General features: G+C 57.7%; 14 protein-coding genes. 4 read left to right on the forward strand and 10 right to left on the reverse strand.

The genetic code is table 11. The features are described 5' to 3' along the window. Positions 1-9: 9 nt before the first annotated feature. The 4 genes from M017_RS0125870 to M017_RS0125885 all read left to right on the forward strand — a co-directional run bounded on the left by M017_RS0125870 (position 10) and on the right by M017_RS0125885 (position 5,150). Positions 10-1,401, forward strand: coding sequence for a DNA methyltransferase (locus tag M017_RS0125870; RefSeq protein WP_162180049.1), 1,392 nt, complete (start codon positions 10-12; stop codon positions 1,399-1,401). 3 nt (positions 1,402-1,404) lie between these two features. Next, on the forward strand, positions 1,405-2,619 hold the full coding sequence (locus M017_RS0125875; RefSeq protein WP_031501158.1) for a hypothetical protein: 1,215 nt from the start codon (positions 1,405-1,407) through the stop codon (positions 2,617-2,619). Beyond that, positions 2,612-3,847, forward strand: coding sequence for an AAA family ATPase (locus M017_RS28385; RefSeq protein ID WP_051670883.1), 1,236 nt, complete (start codon positions 2,612-2,614; stop codon positions 3,845-3,847). Before M017_RS0125875 ends, M017_RS28385 begins: the two co-directional genes overlap by 8 nt. A gap of 70 nt (positions 3,848-3,917) precedes the next feature. Continuing rightward, positions 3,918-5,150 (forward strand): hypothetical protein, encoded by a 1,233-nt coding sequence (locus M017_RS0125885; RefSeq protein ID WP_155121640.1) that lies wholly within the window; start codon positions 3,918-3,920, stop codon positions 5,148-5,150. Positions 5,151-5,380: 230 nt separating this feature from the next. Here M017_RS0125885 and M017_RS0125890 read toward each other — a convergent pair whose 3' ends face one another. The 10 genes from M017_RS0125890 to M017_RS0125935 form a co-directional block, all read right to left on the reverse strand. After that, positions 5,381-6,145 carry a hypothetical protein gene (locus tag M017_RS0125890; RefSeq protein WP_155121641.1) on the reverse strand — a complete coding sequence of 255 codons (765 nt, stop codon included), beginning with the start codon at positions 6,143-6,145 and terminating at the stop codon, positions 5,381-5,383. 14 nt (positions 6,146-6,159) lie between these two features. Then, entirely contained in the window at positions 6,160-7,356 is a 1,197-nt protein-coding gene (locus tag M017_RS0125895) for a hypothetical protein (RefSeq protein ID WP_031501162.1), read from the reverse strand. 12 nt (positions 7,357-7,368) lie between these two features. Then, the gene (locus tag M017_RS0125900) at positions 7,369-8,217 is read right to left on the reverse strand and encodes a hypothetical protein (RefSeq protein ID WP_035958853.1); all 849 of its coding nucleotides are present in this window, start codon (positions 8,215-8,217) and stop codon (positions 7,369-7,371) included. Positions 8,218-8,226: 9 nt separating this feature from the next. After that, positions 8,227-9,051 carry a hypothetical protein gene (locus tag M017_RS0125905; RefSeq protein ID WP_031501164.1) on the reverse strand — a complete coding sequence of 275 codons (825 nt, stop codon included), beginning with the start codon at positions 9,049-9,051 and terminating at the stop codon, positions 8,227-8,229. Continuing rightward, entirely contained in the window at positions 9,044-11,731 is a 2,688-nt protein-coding gene (locus M017_RS0125910) for a TraG/VirB4 family ATPase (protein ID WP_031501165.1), read from the reverse strand. Before M017_RS0125910 ends, M017_RS0125905 begins: the two co-directional genes overlap by 8 nt. 9 nt (positions 11,732-11,740) lie before the next feature. Next, on the reverse strand, positions 11,741-12,067 hold the full coding sequence (locus M017_RS0125915; RefSeq protein WP_031501166.1) for a hypothetical protein: 327 nt from the start codon (positions 12,065-12,067) through the stop codon (positions 11,741-11,743). A 4-nt stretch (positions 12,068-12,071) separates the two neighbouring features. Then, positions 12,072-12,527, reverse strand: coding sequence for a hypothetical protein (locus M017_RS0125920; RefSeq protein WP_031501167.1), 456 nt, complete (start codon positions 12,525-12,527; stop codon positions 12,072-12,074). A gap of 15 nt (positions 12,528-12,542) precedes the next feature. Then, positions 12,543-13,205, reverse strand: a complete 663-nt coding sequence (locus tag M017_RS0125925; protein ID WP_155121642.1) for a hypothetical protein — start codon at positions 13,203-13,205, stop codon at positions 12,543-12,545. Between the two features lie 68 nt (positions 13,206-13,273). Further along, positions 13,274-13,639, reverse strand: coding sequence for a hypothetical protein (locus M017_RS0125930; RefSeq protein WP_031501169.1), 366 nt, complete (start codon positions 13,637-13,639; stop codon positions 13,274-13,276). Positions 13,640-13,744: 105 nt separating this feature from the next. Then, positions 13,745-15,727 (reverse strand): AAA family ATPase, encoded by a 1,983-nt coding sequence (locus tag M017_RS0125935; RefSeq protein WP_162180050.1) that lies wholly within the window; start codon positions 15,725-15,727, stop codon positions 13,745-13,747. Positions 15,728-15,758 lie beyond the last annotated feature (31 nt).

A 15,758-nucleotide genomic window follows, 5' to 3' on the forward strand; every position in this document is an offset into this window, starting at 1 on the left:
TAAGTGGCATTGACTCAACCGGATTTATTCGCAAAATTGGAGGATTCCGATCGAATCAGCGATGGTACTTCGACTCTGTTCCGCGAAGTACCGTCGTTTCCGCCCTTTGACAGTATTGTTAATGGTGAACTGTTTTCGCTAAGCCTCAGCAATCGAGCACCCGCGCTTACACATGGCTTACACCGCTTTCCAGCGAAATTCATTCCACGGATACCTGGGTGGGTCCTGGACGAGTTTGCGAGCCAAACAGATGTAGTGCTTGATCCCTTCTGCGGCTCTGGAACTACGCTAGTTGAAGCATTACTACGCTCTAGGCAAGCGATAGGTATAGATTGCGATCCTCTGGCCTGCCTGATCTCGCGAGCCAAGACGTCCAGTGTCAGTCCGACTCGCATTGGCCAATTGGGAGTTCAGTTGCAGAAGAATTGGCGTGGACTGGCACCCTCGCTGCTCCCGCCAATGCCGGATCTCACTAACTTTGGACACTGGTATTCCGAGAGTGCCTGGGGCGATCTCCAATCGCTCCTCACGGCGATCCGTGCTCTCGACGCTTCGCTAGAGGAGCTCGACTTCCTTTTGTGCGTCTTTAGCTCGATTCTCCGATGGGTTTCAAACGCGGACGACCAGACGCAGAAGACCTATGTCTCCGGAACTCTAAAGAAGAATCCTCCCGATGTCGAGCCACTCTTTCGCAGAGCATTCGAAAAAGCTCTAGCAGGACTGGAGGAGCTGTCCTTGTTGCGGCATCCGTCGGCCTCCGCGTCTGTCATCGAGGGCGATGCTGCCGAGATCAAACTACCGGCACATTCAGTGGACCTGATCGTTACGAGTCCGCCCTACCTCGACTCGGTTGACTATATGTACAACTTCATGCTGGAGTACTTCTGGTTAGGTCCGCTGCTGGGAGTTGAGGACAGACGGACATTTAACCGGATGCGCCGGAGAGTGACTGGTGCAAAAAACCCCGCCGCTGATGCCTGTCCCCCTGCGCTACAGCATTCACTTGACGACCTAATCGATGAACGAGACATCATTAAGCAGCGAGTCTCTGCCACGCGCGCCTATTGCGACAGCATGGGGCGCCACTTCCAGTCGGCAGCAAAGGCGCTCAAGCCGGACAGTTATTATTTCCTGATCATCGGAAACAGCCAGACCCGCAAAGGTGTACTGCCCATACACGATTCTCTTGTTCGGCTCGCAGTCGATGCCGGATTCGCCTTTGAAAAAGCATTCGCCTATCGCATCCGCCGACACTATATGAAATTTCCTCGCGCGGGGCGAGGGGGCATCATCACTATGGATTGGGTCATTGCGCTTAGAAACGTCCAGAAATGCACCCCTTATCCTGATCGGCTTCCGCTTCCCAACTTCACGCTTCGCGACGACGAGGTTGCGAATTGAATTATGTCGCAGCTTCCCTTGCAAACTCAGGACTTCTGGAGAGTAAACAGTTACGGCTACCCGAATCCGTTCAATCGCGACACAAAGTCTCAAGAGGCGTGGGCGACGTTTTGTTCTTTCTACAAGTACAACAAGGGATCATACAGTTCGCTTAAGGCCTACTGGGAGTCGACTGAGGCACCCCGTAAACTGGACAGTCATGCCGTGGAAAGTTGGAAGGCGACCTTCGAGGAGTTCGGCCTACTGTATGTCATCAGCCGCTCGAACACCATCACGGTTACCCCTGCGGGCGACCAGTTCTACGAAGCCGCCCAGCGGCAGAATGAACAGGAATTCGTCTGGATTGGCCTGAATCTTTTGTTTCGTTACCCGGTTAAAGGGCCGCCGCGCGGGCGTAGCAAGAGTGCCGCGCACGCGGAAGCGGATATTTTGCCTTACCGTTTTCTCCATTCTGCGATGCGCGATCTCGGGGATTACTTTTGGTGGACTGAGTTGGAGCGAATATTCTGCCGAGTCTTTCTTACATCAGAGGCAAACGCAGCGGTCTCCGCCATCCGTCGTCTTCGGGCAAATCCTTCTGCTCTTGAGGAATTTACGCTACCTGTTGATAAACGTAAAGGGGCATTCTACAACTCTCTCAACCAAGTTGCCAACCACGCAGGCATGAACCATTTTGCTTTTATGCAAGATGACGAAAGCGAGCACTATGGACCCAACGAAAGCAGGCGACGCCACTTCATTAACCGCGACTTTCTCTCCCTCATATCGGTCGCACTCGGAGACGCCAAAACTCCCTCAGACTGCGGGGCCAGCGCGACGTACGTGGATCGCCTGCCAACTGCACCCCACTTTGACGATGAGCAAGCGTACTTCGACTATCTCGGAGCGTTGGTTCCGAATATGACGGCTACTGGAGGCTCCACTGGACTCCAGGCAATTACCCTTTCCGGTGATACGGTCTTCATCCTTAAGGTGGGGGAGCATTTCGAAGCCGTCTCTGTCGCTGAATACGAACGAATCGTCCAAGGCAGCACTCTCACGCTTTGCCGCATCGCCCGCAATCACAGAATTGTTTTGTCCACGGACTCGAGTTGGACCTACTTTGTTACCGGTAAAGACCTGGTTGGCCCCAACACTGTGAAGCTATCGCTTCGGCGTGCCAGGCCGATTACGAACATGGAACCAATTAAGACGCTGTTTGGGGGTGGCGATGCCTAATGTAAACGAAGAAACGCTTGTGGAGCAGGGGGCGATTCCTCCGACCGAGTTTCATGACAAAATCGAGCGCATAAGAGAGATCGCCCAGTATGACATTGATTCACCACAGGATCTCACCGCCCGACTGGAAAAGGCCACGCAAGGACTCCTGATTTCGCCTGAAACATTGAGATCTGCAGCAGCTGCTCTGCGTGTCGGTCACGTCGTCCTACAGGGCCCTCCGGGCACCGGAAAATCGAGCCTGGCACGCGCCCTTTGCGAAGCCTTCCACGTATCAACTTTCCCGGTAACGGCGCATGAGGACTGGACGGTGTTCGACGTTATTGGCAGGCTTGAGCTTCGGCTCCACGCGGACCGAAAGGAGGAGATAGTGCCCGTCAACGGCTACTTCACCGAGTCCGTCGTTCGCTGCGCGAACGCTATTGTTCGGCATTTCGACGACCCGGCCGAGCCGCAGGCGGAATGGCTTCTTATTGATGAACTTAACCGCGCTCACATGGACCGAGCGTTCGGGGAGTTGTTCACAGTGCTTGGCACTGATGCCGCTCTGCCAATCACGCTGCCGCACCAGCGAGATGGCAATAGGAATCTCGTCATTCCCCGTCGTTTCCGTATCATCGCAACGCTCAATTCGTTCGACCGCCAGTTCGTGAATAATCTCAGCCAGGCTATCCGTCGCCGGTTTACGTTCATCACAGTTGACATACCGGACAAGCGCCCAATGGGCGCAACATGGTCAAACACCGCGAACCCTGCACCGCTTGCCGTCCAAGAATACCGGACCGTAGTGGAGAGAGTCGCATCAAGAGTCGCCAAGCGCCTGACTTCGCTTGACACTTCAAGAACACAGCAGGAGACTTCAGACATTTTGGTCAAACTGAAAGGACCGCTTGCCGCCTTAGTAGGTCAACTGTTCGATCTCATCGAACGCGTGCGCTATAGCGGACCGGACCAACGCGTTCCTCATCTACCCATTGGGACAGCACAGATCATTGACACCTTGGAACTGTTACTTCTCCGGATGTCGCAGGATAACGTAGCATTAGAAGGCGCGGGGGATATTCTAGATTGGGCCGTCTCGGTCAAAATCGTTCCACTCTTTGATACTGACGTGGTAGCACCCGAAGTTTTGAAAGAGTTTGCCAGTACTCTTTCTGCGCCCTTTGACAAAGCGACACGGCGAGCACTGCTCGGAATCGTAGCGGCCGGGATGCACTTCGTTGAATGAGTCGGATTCTATTCGGAGGTTCGTCCGAGAGGCACTGCCTCTCCTGTCGTCGTATCTCTATTCCGAACAGGTGTCGCTTGAGCCTACCAACATTGAAGTAGGTGATGAATATGGCGATGAGTATCATGCGTTTGCGGATCTTATCCGGTTGCGCCACGTTCTCGCTTGCAGCCTGAAGTTCAAGCCAATCCTTGAAGCGATCAAACGCGGCTACTCACAGGCGTCGGAAATGGTCCGGTCCGAGTCGAAAGGTGCCATATCTGGACGGCTGGATATTCCTTTATACCTGAGTCGGCGTGGCACTAACCTCTCTTGGCCACGCACATTCCCGGTGCTTATTGCACAAGCAACCGCGAGCACGCCAGAAAATCAGCTGGTCGTCGATACGCTTCGCCAAATGGTGCGACGCCTCAACACCTCAAATTTTTTCGATGTAAGCGCCGAACGCACCTACTGCCTCAATCTGTTGCGCTGGGGACGGGAGCAGCTTCACTCTGAACCCTGGGACAGTGTAGTTCCTACTCGAAGCGCTGTCCGGCTCCGACGCGAAGCCGAGCACCGCCTACGCAAGCGACAAACAGGGAACCAGCCCGCTTATGGACAGTTTCTTGAATGGTACAGGCAATGGTCCCTCGACAGTGCTCTCAGCAGTCCTGAGGAGTCGGAGCAACTCGTTGATTTACTTCTTGCGTTTCCTCCCGGTGACTTCTTTGGGGACCGGGTCTTCGAGATCTGGTGCCTCCATCAGGCGATCGAGTCCTTCCGTCGATGCGGAGCACAGTTGGTGGACGGCCCTCGGCTGTTGTTGAAGCGTGCCAATCACCCAATATGCACGCTAAATTTTGAAGGCTATCAATTTGAGATTTGGTTCCAAAGGGCGTTTCCGTCGACGGTCGCGAGATGGAAGTACATTGACTCGCGTCGAGCGTTGGGTGGGATTCCCGACATCACGGTACTCGGCTGTGACGGCCGGCAACTTCTGATCGATGCCAAGCGGCGGGAAGTCCGGACGCAGACCCGATCCGAGGAGACATACAAAATGTTGGGCTATTTGGAGAACTTCCGGAGTCTCTTCGAGAATAAACCGTTCTGGGGAGCCCTGTGTTTCCTTTCAGATTCGGAGCTTTTCAGGGAAGTCTCTGCCGAAGGCAACCATCGAATTATGCTGTTGGGTGCCCACACGAACGACTCGAGAATCTGTGCGTTCGGAGGACGGATGGATACGCTGGTCTCGGAATGGCTTTCAGAACGGCAGAGCGAAGCCTCCTTAGATTCGAAGGGGTTGCCGCCCCATGTAATGTGATAACTATGCCCATCATCAAGCCGGCTTTCGCTGCCGAGGCACAAGGAGCTTCGTAGATGATGAGCGAAAAATAGTCAGGTGTATCTCCGCTTGTAAAGGGCACCTGAATCTCCCAAGGCCGGACGTTATGTGGTTTTCGGGTCAACTGACTTGGCCAGATTGCCGATGGCGCGAGTGTCCGAGGGATCATTTCGTAATGGGTCAATTCCACCCATCTTATGGACGTTTTGTCACCGCGCTAGCAAACTGCTCTGCTGGTCAAGGGAAATGTCTCGATCCCCCACCATCTGCTGCTCCCAGAACTCTCCCACCAACAGCCCGGAGGGGTGTTGCTGTGATCGCCCAGAATAGACTAGTCGGATCTGATACCGGCAGACCATCTTCTCGGTCTGCTCGATCCGCTGTGATGTCACCCGATGGATTTCTTTGGCTGCGAATACCTGGTAGGCCCAGGGCATTCCGCCAACGGGTTCAATAGATCGAATCTTGATGCTGGAAGTGATCGCTTCCGCCTTGATCTTGCCAAGCGTGTCGTCTTCCCGGAACTTGTTCATCGTGAACGTGCGGAGGTTGACCGTCATCAGGTTCAACGCGTCCGCATACTGGCGTTCCACGTTGGCCGGCGTGTAGGTCAGGTAAGCGCTGAGGAATTTCCTCACGATGGCGCGGCCCTCCACATCGGTTGGGGCCGTTGCTCGGTCTGCGAGAGTTTGTCCTTGGGCCTGAACGGGCTGAACTAGTGCGCGAGGAACGTTCAGCGAGCTGCCGCCGACGACTGTTGCCTCCCCGGCGCCATCCACGCGAATCACCACGGGCGGTTGCAGCCTGACGTAGGCAAACAGACCCAATGCCAAGACCGCCAGCATTCCGCACGTCAGGCCGAGCGCGGCCATGCGGTTGGCGTACGCCTTTAGTGCGCCGTCCATTTCGTAGTACTTGGAGATCTGCTGCTTTTCCGGCAGCGCTGCTCGATCCCTCCGCTGAAATCCAAACATCGTCATCGCCTCCTTCAAGACTGATCCGAATTCCGGCTTGCCGCAGCCGCTCTGGCCGCCAACCCTCGCCCCGCCTCAACCACACGTTGCCCGCCTTGGACCCCCAGTGCGGCCGCCGCGCCGGCCAACCATCCCACCGCATGCGGCATATTGACCGGGCGGTGCTGGCCCATTCCTCCAGACGATCGAGATGGACCCGAAGGCGCTCCGGATCCTACCGTCCCTCCACTGCCTGTACTAGCTGATGCCGCAGCGGTCGGGCTTGGTGGCATCGGGGGTGCCCCGCTGGACACCGAACTGCTCGAGCCTCCGCCATCGCTTGCACTACCCGCAGAAGAAGTGCGACTGAAACCATCAGATGCACCAGATGCCGTCGCCACAGCCGCCTGCGCCATCGCTGCCGCGGTGCCGAGAACCGTCAACATTGAGGACCCGAGGTCCCCTTCGACCACCCGCTTTGCCAGAAATGGGATCAAGAGAATGCAAACGGAAAACAGAATGCTCGCGGCCGCCAGCAGAACCTCTGAGGCTGCACCCGAAAGGAGTCCACCGAGGTTACCCGCGCCAGTGATTGCCGCCATGCTGTGGATGTTCAAGGCAATCGCCAGCCGGCAGAACACCCCATAGATTAGGCCCCAGGCGCCGAAGATCATGAAGTTGATCGCATAACGACGAGCCAGCGAGCCGAGCCCCATTGTTGGCAACAACGCTAGCACCAAGGGACCAGTCGTGTAGAGAATCGTCCCGTAGAGAGCGTAAAGGATGGAGAAGATCGCATACGCGACCGGATAGAGGATCATCGCAACGAAAAGCAGGATTGCGCTCAGCAACCCCGCGATGCTCCCTGTGATCACGTTCAGGAATGTGCCCGAAGAGGCCGCAGCCACAAGTTCGTTCTTCCAATTGGTGAAAACGTCGTTTGGCCCCGCTCCGGCCATCGTATGAGCGATTTGATTAAAGGACCCGAGGACCGCTCTTACAACTGAATCGTAGACGGTGCCCCCGTTCAAGAACAACAATCCCAGCGCTAGGTACTTCGCTGCTGATACTCCAAGAGCACGGACATCTCCACCCCGCACCCATGCCTCGTACGCGGAGAACAGAAGCGAGACAAGCAGGATGCCGTAAGCGACCGTGAGGATCGAACTCATCAGCCCCGCGGAATTGATGCCGATCAGCGCCGTGTTGAACATTTGCTCGAACAGAAACATTGCACTCTCCCCCTATTTGTTGAGTTCTGTCAGTTTGGTGCGGGTTTCGCGTGTGAAGCGAGCCGACTCCTTCAGCCGGGCACTTTGCGCGGCAAGCTCGATCGTCCGAATGCGCATCAACTCGGCCAGTGCCTGCTGCGTATAGGCGTGAGAACGAACCAACCACGCCCCTGCCTGCGCACCGATCATCTCGGCCGTTCCCGGAGCCGCCGACTGCAAAGCACTCATCATCTGTTCTGCCGCAGCCAATTCCTGGTCCGCGATGGCGTCGATGGCGATGGCTCGCTTCATCGCTGCCTGGGCCGCTGCGTCTGAGCTATCGATCAGGTCTCGTTGCGCGGGGTGGGCCTCCGTTGCTGCCGGAAGTGGTGTGTAGACCGAGCTGAAGCTGCCGCTGACGGACCCGATTTGGCCGGGATCGCGCGACAGAATCACGGTTTCCAACTGGCGAGGGTTCGGTAACGTTGCGCTCCGCGCGATGGTGTTCCAAATTCCGCGAATGGTGGCGTAGACGCCTTGTACCTGTCCGACCAGCCCGCGAGCCCGATCAATCGCCGCCTGTGGATAAATCACGTTTCGCTGGAAGTCGAAGATGGCATTCATGATCTGCTGAGCCGCGGTCATGATGCTGTTGATCTGCTGCAAGACAGGCCCGATCACGTTTTGCAGGGCAGTGTTTACGCTGCTCATGACGTTGTTCAGTGAGTTCATGCCGCTGGTAACGATGTTCACCAAGCTGAAGAGGAACCCGAACTGCGCGTTGGCGGGTTGGGGCACGAAGAACGAAACGATCAGTAGCAGCGCAATCAATCGCACCCGATGCTGACGAAGGAACGACCAAAGTTGTGGCAAAGTCGGCATCGCATCCCCCTATTTGTTCAATTCCGAGGCTTTGTTGCGGGACTCGCGAGCGAAGGTCGCCCCGCGTTTCAAGGCCATGGTGTCGTGGGCCAGTCGTGCGGCCTCCTGGCGCAATTGCCCAGCCAGCATCTTCTGGATATGGGCTTGGCTCTGCACTGCGGCAATGTAGGCTGCGGCTGACGCCATGGCAGCAGTGCCTGGGGCCATCCGTGTCGCCTCATCTTCAATCGCCTCCGCAGCGCGCAATGTCTGCTCTGCCGAAGCGTCACCCAGCTTCAACGTCATGAGCTGCCCAATTGCCAGCGCGTCGTCTACGTCAATCAGATTCCGCTCTTGCGGATGCACTTCCGAGGGTGCCGGCAAAGTACCAAACGTACGCTGAAACTCGGACATCAATTGGGCATGGTCTCCGGTCTGCCGATTGCGCATCACGGACTCCAAACGGCTTGGGTTCGTCAGTTGTGCGCTGTTGACACCGATGGAATAGAGGTTGTTCAGGAGCCCTCGAAACGTTGCGATAAGGTTCGCGGCCAAACCTCGGGCGCGACTGATCTCCGGCAATGGCCAAACGATCTGCTCCCAGAGGTTCCGTAGCTGATTCAAGAAGCCTTGGAGCGCCTGTGCGGAAGCCTGAACTCCTTCAAGCAACGGCCGCATCGTGTTGTTGACGAAGTTCAGAATTCCATTGGCCGCCTGGCTGACAAGATTGAATGCGCCAGTGATTCCCCCAAGGCTCAACTGCGCGTGCGCCGGTTGCGGTACAGCCACCGCGAGCGCCAATAGGAGGGCGAGCGAAAGCGCAGTGAGCTTCATCAGATGTTGCCAATCAAGCATTGTGGCCTCCACTTGCCGCTGCCGCTTCTACGCGTGGCTTCACGGAGGCAGCCTGTTGGACGCTCCCCGATAATTCCTCCGGAAGCGCGTCAATGTCGGCCAGCCCATTCGGGAATCGTTCTCCCAACTCGCGATAGACCTCTATTAAGCTCCGCTTCCGGTTGCGGTCTAATCCCAAGAAATACGAGCGATACGCGCGTTCCCTCGGGTAGGTGGTCGCAATCCAGTAGTCGATTGGCGTCGGAACCAGGCGAATCGTCTGGGTGGTTTCCGATTTCTCGCCGAGCACCAACAGCACCTCAGCGCTGCGACCCTTGCGCGGTGCGGCGAAACGCTTGATTTCGCTCAGCGCCACCTCATTCAGGGCTAGATGATCTACCAGCGGATTGACATCGCCCGGTTGCTGCCCGATCACCTTCACGGACGTGTTTCGTAGAATACCGGCGCCGTGTTCCTTGGGGCGCTGCTTGGTTCCCACGAAGTCTTCGAGTGTCTGCGAGATTCCCCACACGCTGGCTCCTCGCTTACGGGCTGTCCGGAAGAGCTGAACAACGCAGTCCGCCAGCACCGGCGATTCCAACAGGGACCAACACTCGTCGAGGACCGTAATCGATGGCTGGCCAGACCTTCCACTGGCGCGTTCCGACATCGCTTGGGCGATAAGCATACTCATTGCGGTTTCAAGGCGCGGATCGGAACTGAGGCCTTCGATGTTGAAGAAAAGCCAGTTGGCGTCTGTGCGGATTGTCGTGTGGCGATCAAACAACTTGGAATAGACGCCTTTGTCGCCAGTCCATTGCCGCAAGGCTACGGAGGCCAGCAGGGCGAGTTCGCGGATGTGGTCGATCCGTTCTTCATCCGTCCAAGTCGAGAGCTCATTGCGGAGGTCAAGATAAGTCGGTGTCTTGTTGTCGACTCGCACCGCCGCACGTTTATAGACCCTCGCGATCGCTTCCGAGAGGATGTTGTCCAGGATGGAGGTGTCGGTCTGTCCCAAGTCGCCGATCATGTGCCGGGTCAGGTTCTTCAGGAAGGCGATCTTGTCCTTGGTGGGCTGGGTCTGACCGGCTGGCAAGTCCCAGGGATTGAGTGTCTCGGTGCCCTCCAGATCAACTTCGATCACCCGGCCGCCCATCACCTCCACCAGCGGACGATATGAATCGCCCCGCTCAACTATCGAGATCAGCGGATTGGCCCGGGCCATCATGAGCAGGAACATCTGCGCCATAAATGTCTTGCCGCCCCCCGACTTCGCCATGAAGAGCATGTTGGCGTCGCCCACGGATGGGTCGTAGGGAGAAAACGGGATCAATTGCCGGTAGGGTGTTTCGAGCAACATCAGCGGCGATTGCGGCGTCCCTTGCCAGGGCATCTCCACTGGCAGCAGGTCGGCTGCGTGAAGGGTCAGGCAGCTCAGGTCTCGTTTGTTCTCCTGCGCCATTCCCGGAAGCGTTCCGATGAGCAATCGCCGCTGCGTCAACGATTCCGGGATGGCACGCGCCCCGTTCATTCGCGTCACGGCATGAATCACCCGCTGCCTTCGGTCGTTAAGCGTGCGCTGCGCCTCATCCATGTCGGCGCGGCTCACAATCGGCTTCGAGGTCCGAATCGCGATCACCAGCGAGTAGTTGCAGACCTTCAGCGACGACGAGATAACGGCTTGCAGTACTTCCTGAAGTTGGTTCTGTGCAACCTGCGCTTCGACGTTCACCTTGAAGCCGCCATTCGAGTCGCGCTGAGCCGCCTGCATACGCCGCAGTCGCCCTTTGAAGTGCTCCAGGATCTTCGCCTGGTCGGGGATCGTGACCTCAGCGTTCACGATGATGGGAAAGTCCAGCACCATCAGTTCCCGCAGAATGCCGGGAAAGGTTCCATCCGGGAGATCCTTCAGGCTGACGAGCGTGTAGAGTAAGCCACCCACCTGGATGTAGTTCTCCTGTTCGTCCTCAATGCTGGTGTTTGCTACTTGGCTTCGCGCACTTCGATATTGCAGCGCGTAGTCAGCCCGGCGCATGGGGCTGCGGTCTTCGACCGCTGGGTTCAGGGCTCGCTTTGCATCAAGGAACATTTCGTCATCGGACATGCGCCGAACACCCATTCCCGTCGCGACCAGAGTTTGCTCCACGCCGGCCAGGAGGCTGCCGAATTCAGACAGAAGATCCACGTGCTCTCGCCTTGCACGTTCCACACACTTCTCAACGGACAGGCTGAATAGGCTGCGCTTCTTCCCTTGGAGTTGCTCGGCGAGTTCGTGGTGGATGCGCGGATTCCAAACGAAGTACGCGTGCAGGAGGTGCCGCAAGTAGTGCCCGCGACTCTCGCCCGAGTCCCATCTCCCCATCCGCTCGCGATCGATCGCTTGCAGCACGGCGTTCTCATTCCGATTCAGCCGCGGATAGGCGGTCCGCGCGTCGCCAATGCCCTCACAGATTTCGAACCGCATCTGCAGTCGCATCGACCGCTCTGGCAATGACCGGATCAGTGCCTCCAACGCGTGCTTGGACCGGTTGCGCATGGAGTCGTCATGGTAGAAGCCATTGATGCCAGTCAGCTCGTAGCCGGCCACCAGACTCCCATCCACTTGCACCATCACGCCGTCCAGATATTCGCGCACCGGCAGCAGTTCACACAGAGCCGGGCGGCGCAGCGATTCTTCATGCTTTGCAGCAGTAACTGGCATCTCAACCTCCTAACGCAAGAATTCGGAAGTGAACTCCCGATCGGGCTCAAGCCCGCAGTAGATGTGTGGCTTTGCGTGCCACACCAGCAAATCTCGCAAGTACCCGCGCGGCTTCCCGTACTTGAAGAGCATCAGCACCGGGACGGCAATCAGGGGGACGACATACTGGAGCACGATCCCTAACGGAATGCCGTTCAATTCCCGATTCAGGAAGCGACCAACAATGTTCATCACCGCCGCCAACCCGATCACGAAGAACAGGTCCTCGAATTCGAGGTAGAAAAATGTCACGCGCTGGTGCAGGTTGCGGTAAACCGGCGTCACTTCGATTGCCATGGCCTTAGCTAACGCCTCCCGTTCCCTGAGCAACGAAGTATTCCGCAAGTCGCAGAACGCCGGAAAGGCCAAAGCAGATCATGGCCGAGAGAATGTGTCTCGCCCATGGCGCTCCGGGATAGATGCGGAAGCCCATCCCGCCGATGTGCATTACTCCGATGACAACTTGCAGGACGCCATACAAGGGTAGGAATACGTTGGCGGACCAGTTCACTAGGCCAAGCAACGTGATCCAGACCGCATCGGGGTCGTTCCACGCGCGTTGCTGGGCGAACCGTTCGAAACCACGCAAAAGCCCAGACACCATCAACGCCGCGACTCCCGCGTACATCGAGTATTGGTGCGAGCCGCCGCGCGAGAAGCGCAGCACCGACACGACGAAGAACAAGGCGGCGAGAGTCGGCATGATCACGTTGCCGAACCAGTTCGTCAGATTGGTGAGTCCGTTCAGAAAGTTCATGAGTCCTCCCCTGGGTCACATCATTCGGTTAATCAGAATCCAGAGCGCATTGATCGTCAAAAAGCCGCCGGCGCACACCAACAGGCGGAGATATCCAGGCCGGTTGAAGGCGAACTGAAGGATCGCCCCGCAGATTGCCAGCCCGGCGGCGATGGGCATGATTCGGCCGGCCAGATAGGTCCACATCGACTCCAGGCCGACGACGATTGAGAATCGGTTGCCAGCGGGCGTCCATCCATCGATCAATGCGTGTGTGCTGGAAATTGCCAATAGAAACATGGAACTCAAAAGCGAGGGCAGCGGACCCGCGCCCGACGCCGTGTCCAGAACAGCGCGCACCACGAAGTAGGCAGCAGCCACCGGAACGACGCGCGCCACTATGAACGAGTTCACGAACGTGGCCAGACCCTGCTGTATGTTTGCCAGCCACGGTGTTCCAATGGCTGCGCCAGGCGGAAAGAAGACAGGTATCCCGAGGAACTGAAACCAACTCAGCGTAGGCTCCAGCCCCAGGAAGATCACTGCCCACAACATCCACTTCGAGAACCCGCCACCAATCCAGAACACGGTGCCACCTTCTTTGCGTAGCGAGATTCCGGCGTTCAGAAGACAGATGAAGGCCGCTGGCCCCGTCAGGAGCAGAAGCACACGCATCACGTCGTAAAGAAGAGTTGGCATGGGATGTCTCTTGGGATTTGCCGGGAGCCCGTACTGCATTTGGGCTCCCAGCGAATCTTCGGGCGCGATCAGGACACGCCACCTCCGCCCTGGGTGATCCAGAATTCGAGCAGGCGTGTGACACCGGAAATGGCCAGACAGCCAAGCGCCGTGATGACATAACGCATGACGCCCCGCCCAGAGATGTAGGACACGAGCCCGGCAGCGATTGCCAACCCGGCGCCCACTGGCGCGATCACGTTGCCGATCCAATTCACGAGGTTCAGGAATGCGCCTTCCGGCTGAGCGCCGGTTTGCCCTTGTACGGCAACGTTCGTCTGTGGGGCAGCGCCAAGGTTCTGGGCCAGCAGGACTGCTTGCGTGCCCACAAGGAGAAGGAGAACGGCCGTCAGCAGGACAATCGCCGAACGCCGATCACCGAAAAGTCGTTTCATCGAGGTGTTCCTCCCAGGTCTGAAATGGGCTCATGCAGAAGCATGAACTTGGGAGGCAGAATAAGGCGCTATTGAGAAATCTACAAACGAGTTGGTGGAAAGAGGCTACCGGACGCGAGCGATCGCCAACTCGATGTCGTTTGCCTCGATAGGCATTAGGCGCGCTGCACCCTCTGGTGTCCGGGTCAGCGCAAAGCGCTTCGCTGCGCTCGCCACGGCGGAGATCTCCGAGGGGCTCAAACCGCGCACCATCTCCAGGATTCGCATCTCAGTCAGCGCGGCAGACAACTGGGTGACAGGAAAGTTCATGCTCACCAGCCGACGATACCCATCATCGTCCGGTAAACCAATCTCAACCTTTTCGCTGAATCGACCACCTCGCAGAATACGTGGGTCCACACGAGAAAGGTCGTTGGTTGTCCCAATCAGAAAGACTTGGTGCTCCGGACGGAGATCACTGATCTCGATCAATGCTTGTTCCACCAACTGCACATCGTGCTGGCTGCCGTACCCCGTCACAACGGGAAACAGCGCATCCATCTCATCGAAGAACAGAATCGAGGGAGCATGCTCCCGCGCGCGCGCAAACAGCTCCGACACCCGCTTGACGGATCCGCCCACCGAGCCGCTCAAGACATCACTCGGCGTAATCGCGTAGAAACTGCGCTTGGCCTGCGAGGCAATCAATCGCGCCACCAGAGTCTTGCCCGTTCCTGGACGGCCCACCAGCACAAGGCCCGATGGCACAGGGACGCCCAGTTGGTCGGCAGTGCCGGGAGACAACAGCCGCAGAATCGTCTTGATGTCGGACACTACCGGCCCCGGGAGAACCACTTGGTCCCAAGTGACGACTTCAACTTGCGGCCGGTCGTGTCCGCCGGATTCCTCCAGCGTTGCCAGTACGTCGCGCTCAGTCGCCGTCGCACCGCTTGCCTGAAGCATCGCTCGATCCACTAGCGCGCGCAACCGGGCCGGGCTCCACCCTGGCGTCCGCCTTGCAATCTCCACAATCTCGGGTGTCGCCGGCCCTGATCGCTTCAAGATGCTCGACAGCATCGCTTCCCGTCCAGCCTGATCAGGCAGGTCGAGTCGTAGCTTAACGTCAAAGCGACCCTCACGTGTCAGCGTTGGTTCCAGGCCATCGAGAGAATTCGTGGCGGCAACAATCATCAATCCTTCGACCGAACGATACTTGTCGATGGACTGCATCAATTGGGTCGTGACTGCATTGTGCTCGCGCCCGCCCCCTCCAGCATCGGTCCCTGCTCCCTGCGCTTGCTTCTTGCTTCCAATTGCATCGACCTCGTCGAGAAACAAGACAACGGGACGCATTCGCTCCGCCTCTTCAAAAACCTGCCTGATCTGCGCAGAAGTTGAACCAATCGCCGAACCCAGCAACTCAGGGCAGCGCACCTGAAGGAACTTCGCCCCAAACTCGCCGGCCGTGGCTTCGGCCAACAGGTTCTTTCCTGTGCCCTGCGGGCCGTAGAGCAAGACACCGTTCCGAACGATTCCCTTACCGTTCTTATGAAAGCGATTGCTCGCTACCAGTGAGATTTCCCGCTTCGCCGAATCCGCTCCGCCGACGTCTTGATGGCGCACTTTCGGAACGTTCACCTCGACAGCGACCGGCACCGTGCTGCTTGGTTGCGGGATCGCAGTTATTGGGCCTCGCGGGCGCAGAGCAGCCAGAGTCCAAACCAGAAGGACGGACATTGCAGCGAACCAGATCAAGCCATTCCAGGTGCTGATCGTGGGAATAGCCAGCGCAGCCGTGTCCAGCCCCACCGACAAGAACGTAATTGTGGTGACGAACGCGAAGGACCGACCCGCCAGCAAAATAAGTCTCGGTACGGGCCTCGGGAGCAGGAACAACACAACCCAACTGGTCGCAAATGCCAGCGCACTGTCGCGCCGATCCAGGATCCGATAGAGAAAGTAGTACTCGCAGACCACTATCAGCGTTCCGATCAGGAAGCGTCGCAGCCATGCAGTTCGTTCTTCTGCCGACGCGCCCCGCATTCGGCCCTGCAAGAATTCCGCCTCCGCACCGACCGCATCCACACCGCCGCGCAAGAACCGACCCAACCAGTGCGCCGGCCTCCAAGTCGCCGAATCA

It is taken from the genome of Bryobacter aggregatus MPL3 (assembly GCF_000702445.1).
In the GTDB taxonomy this organism is placed as follows: Bacteria; Acidobacteriota; Terriglobia; order Bryobacterales; family Bryobacteraceae; genus Bryobacter; species Bryobacter aggregatus.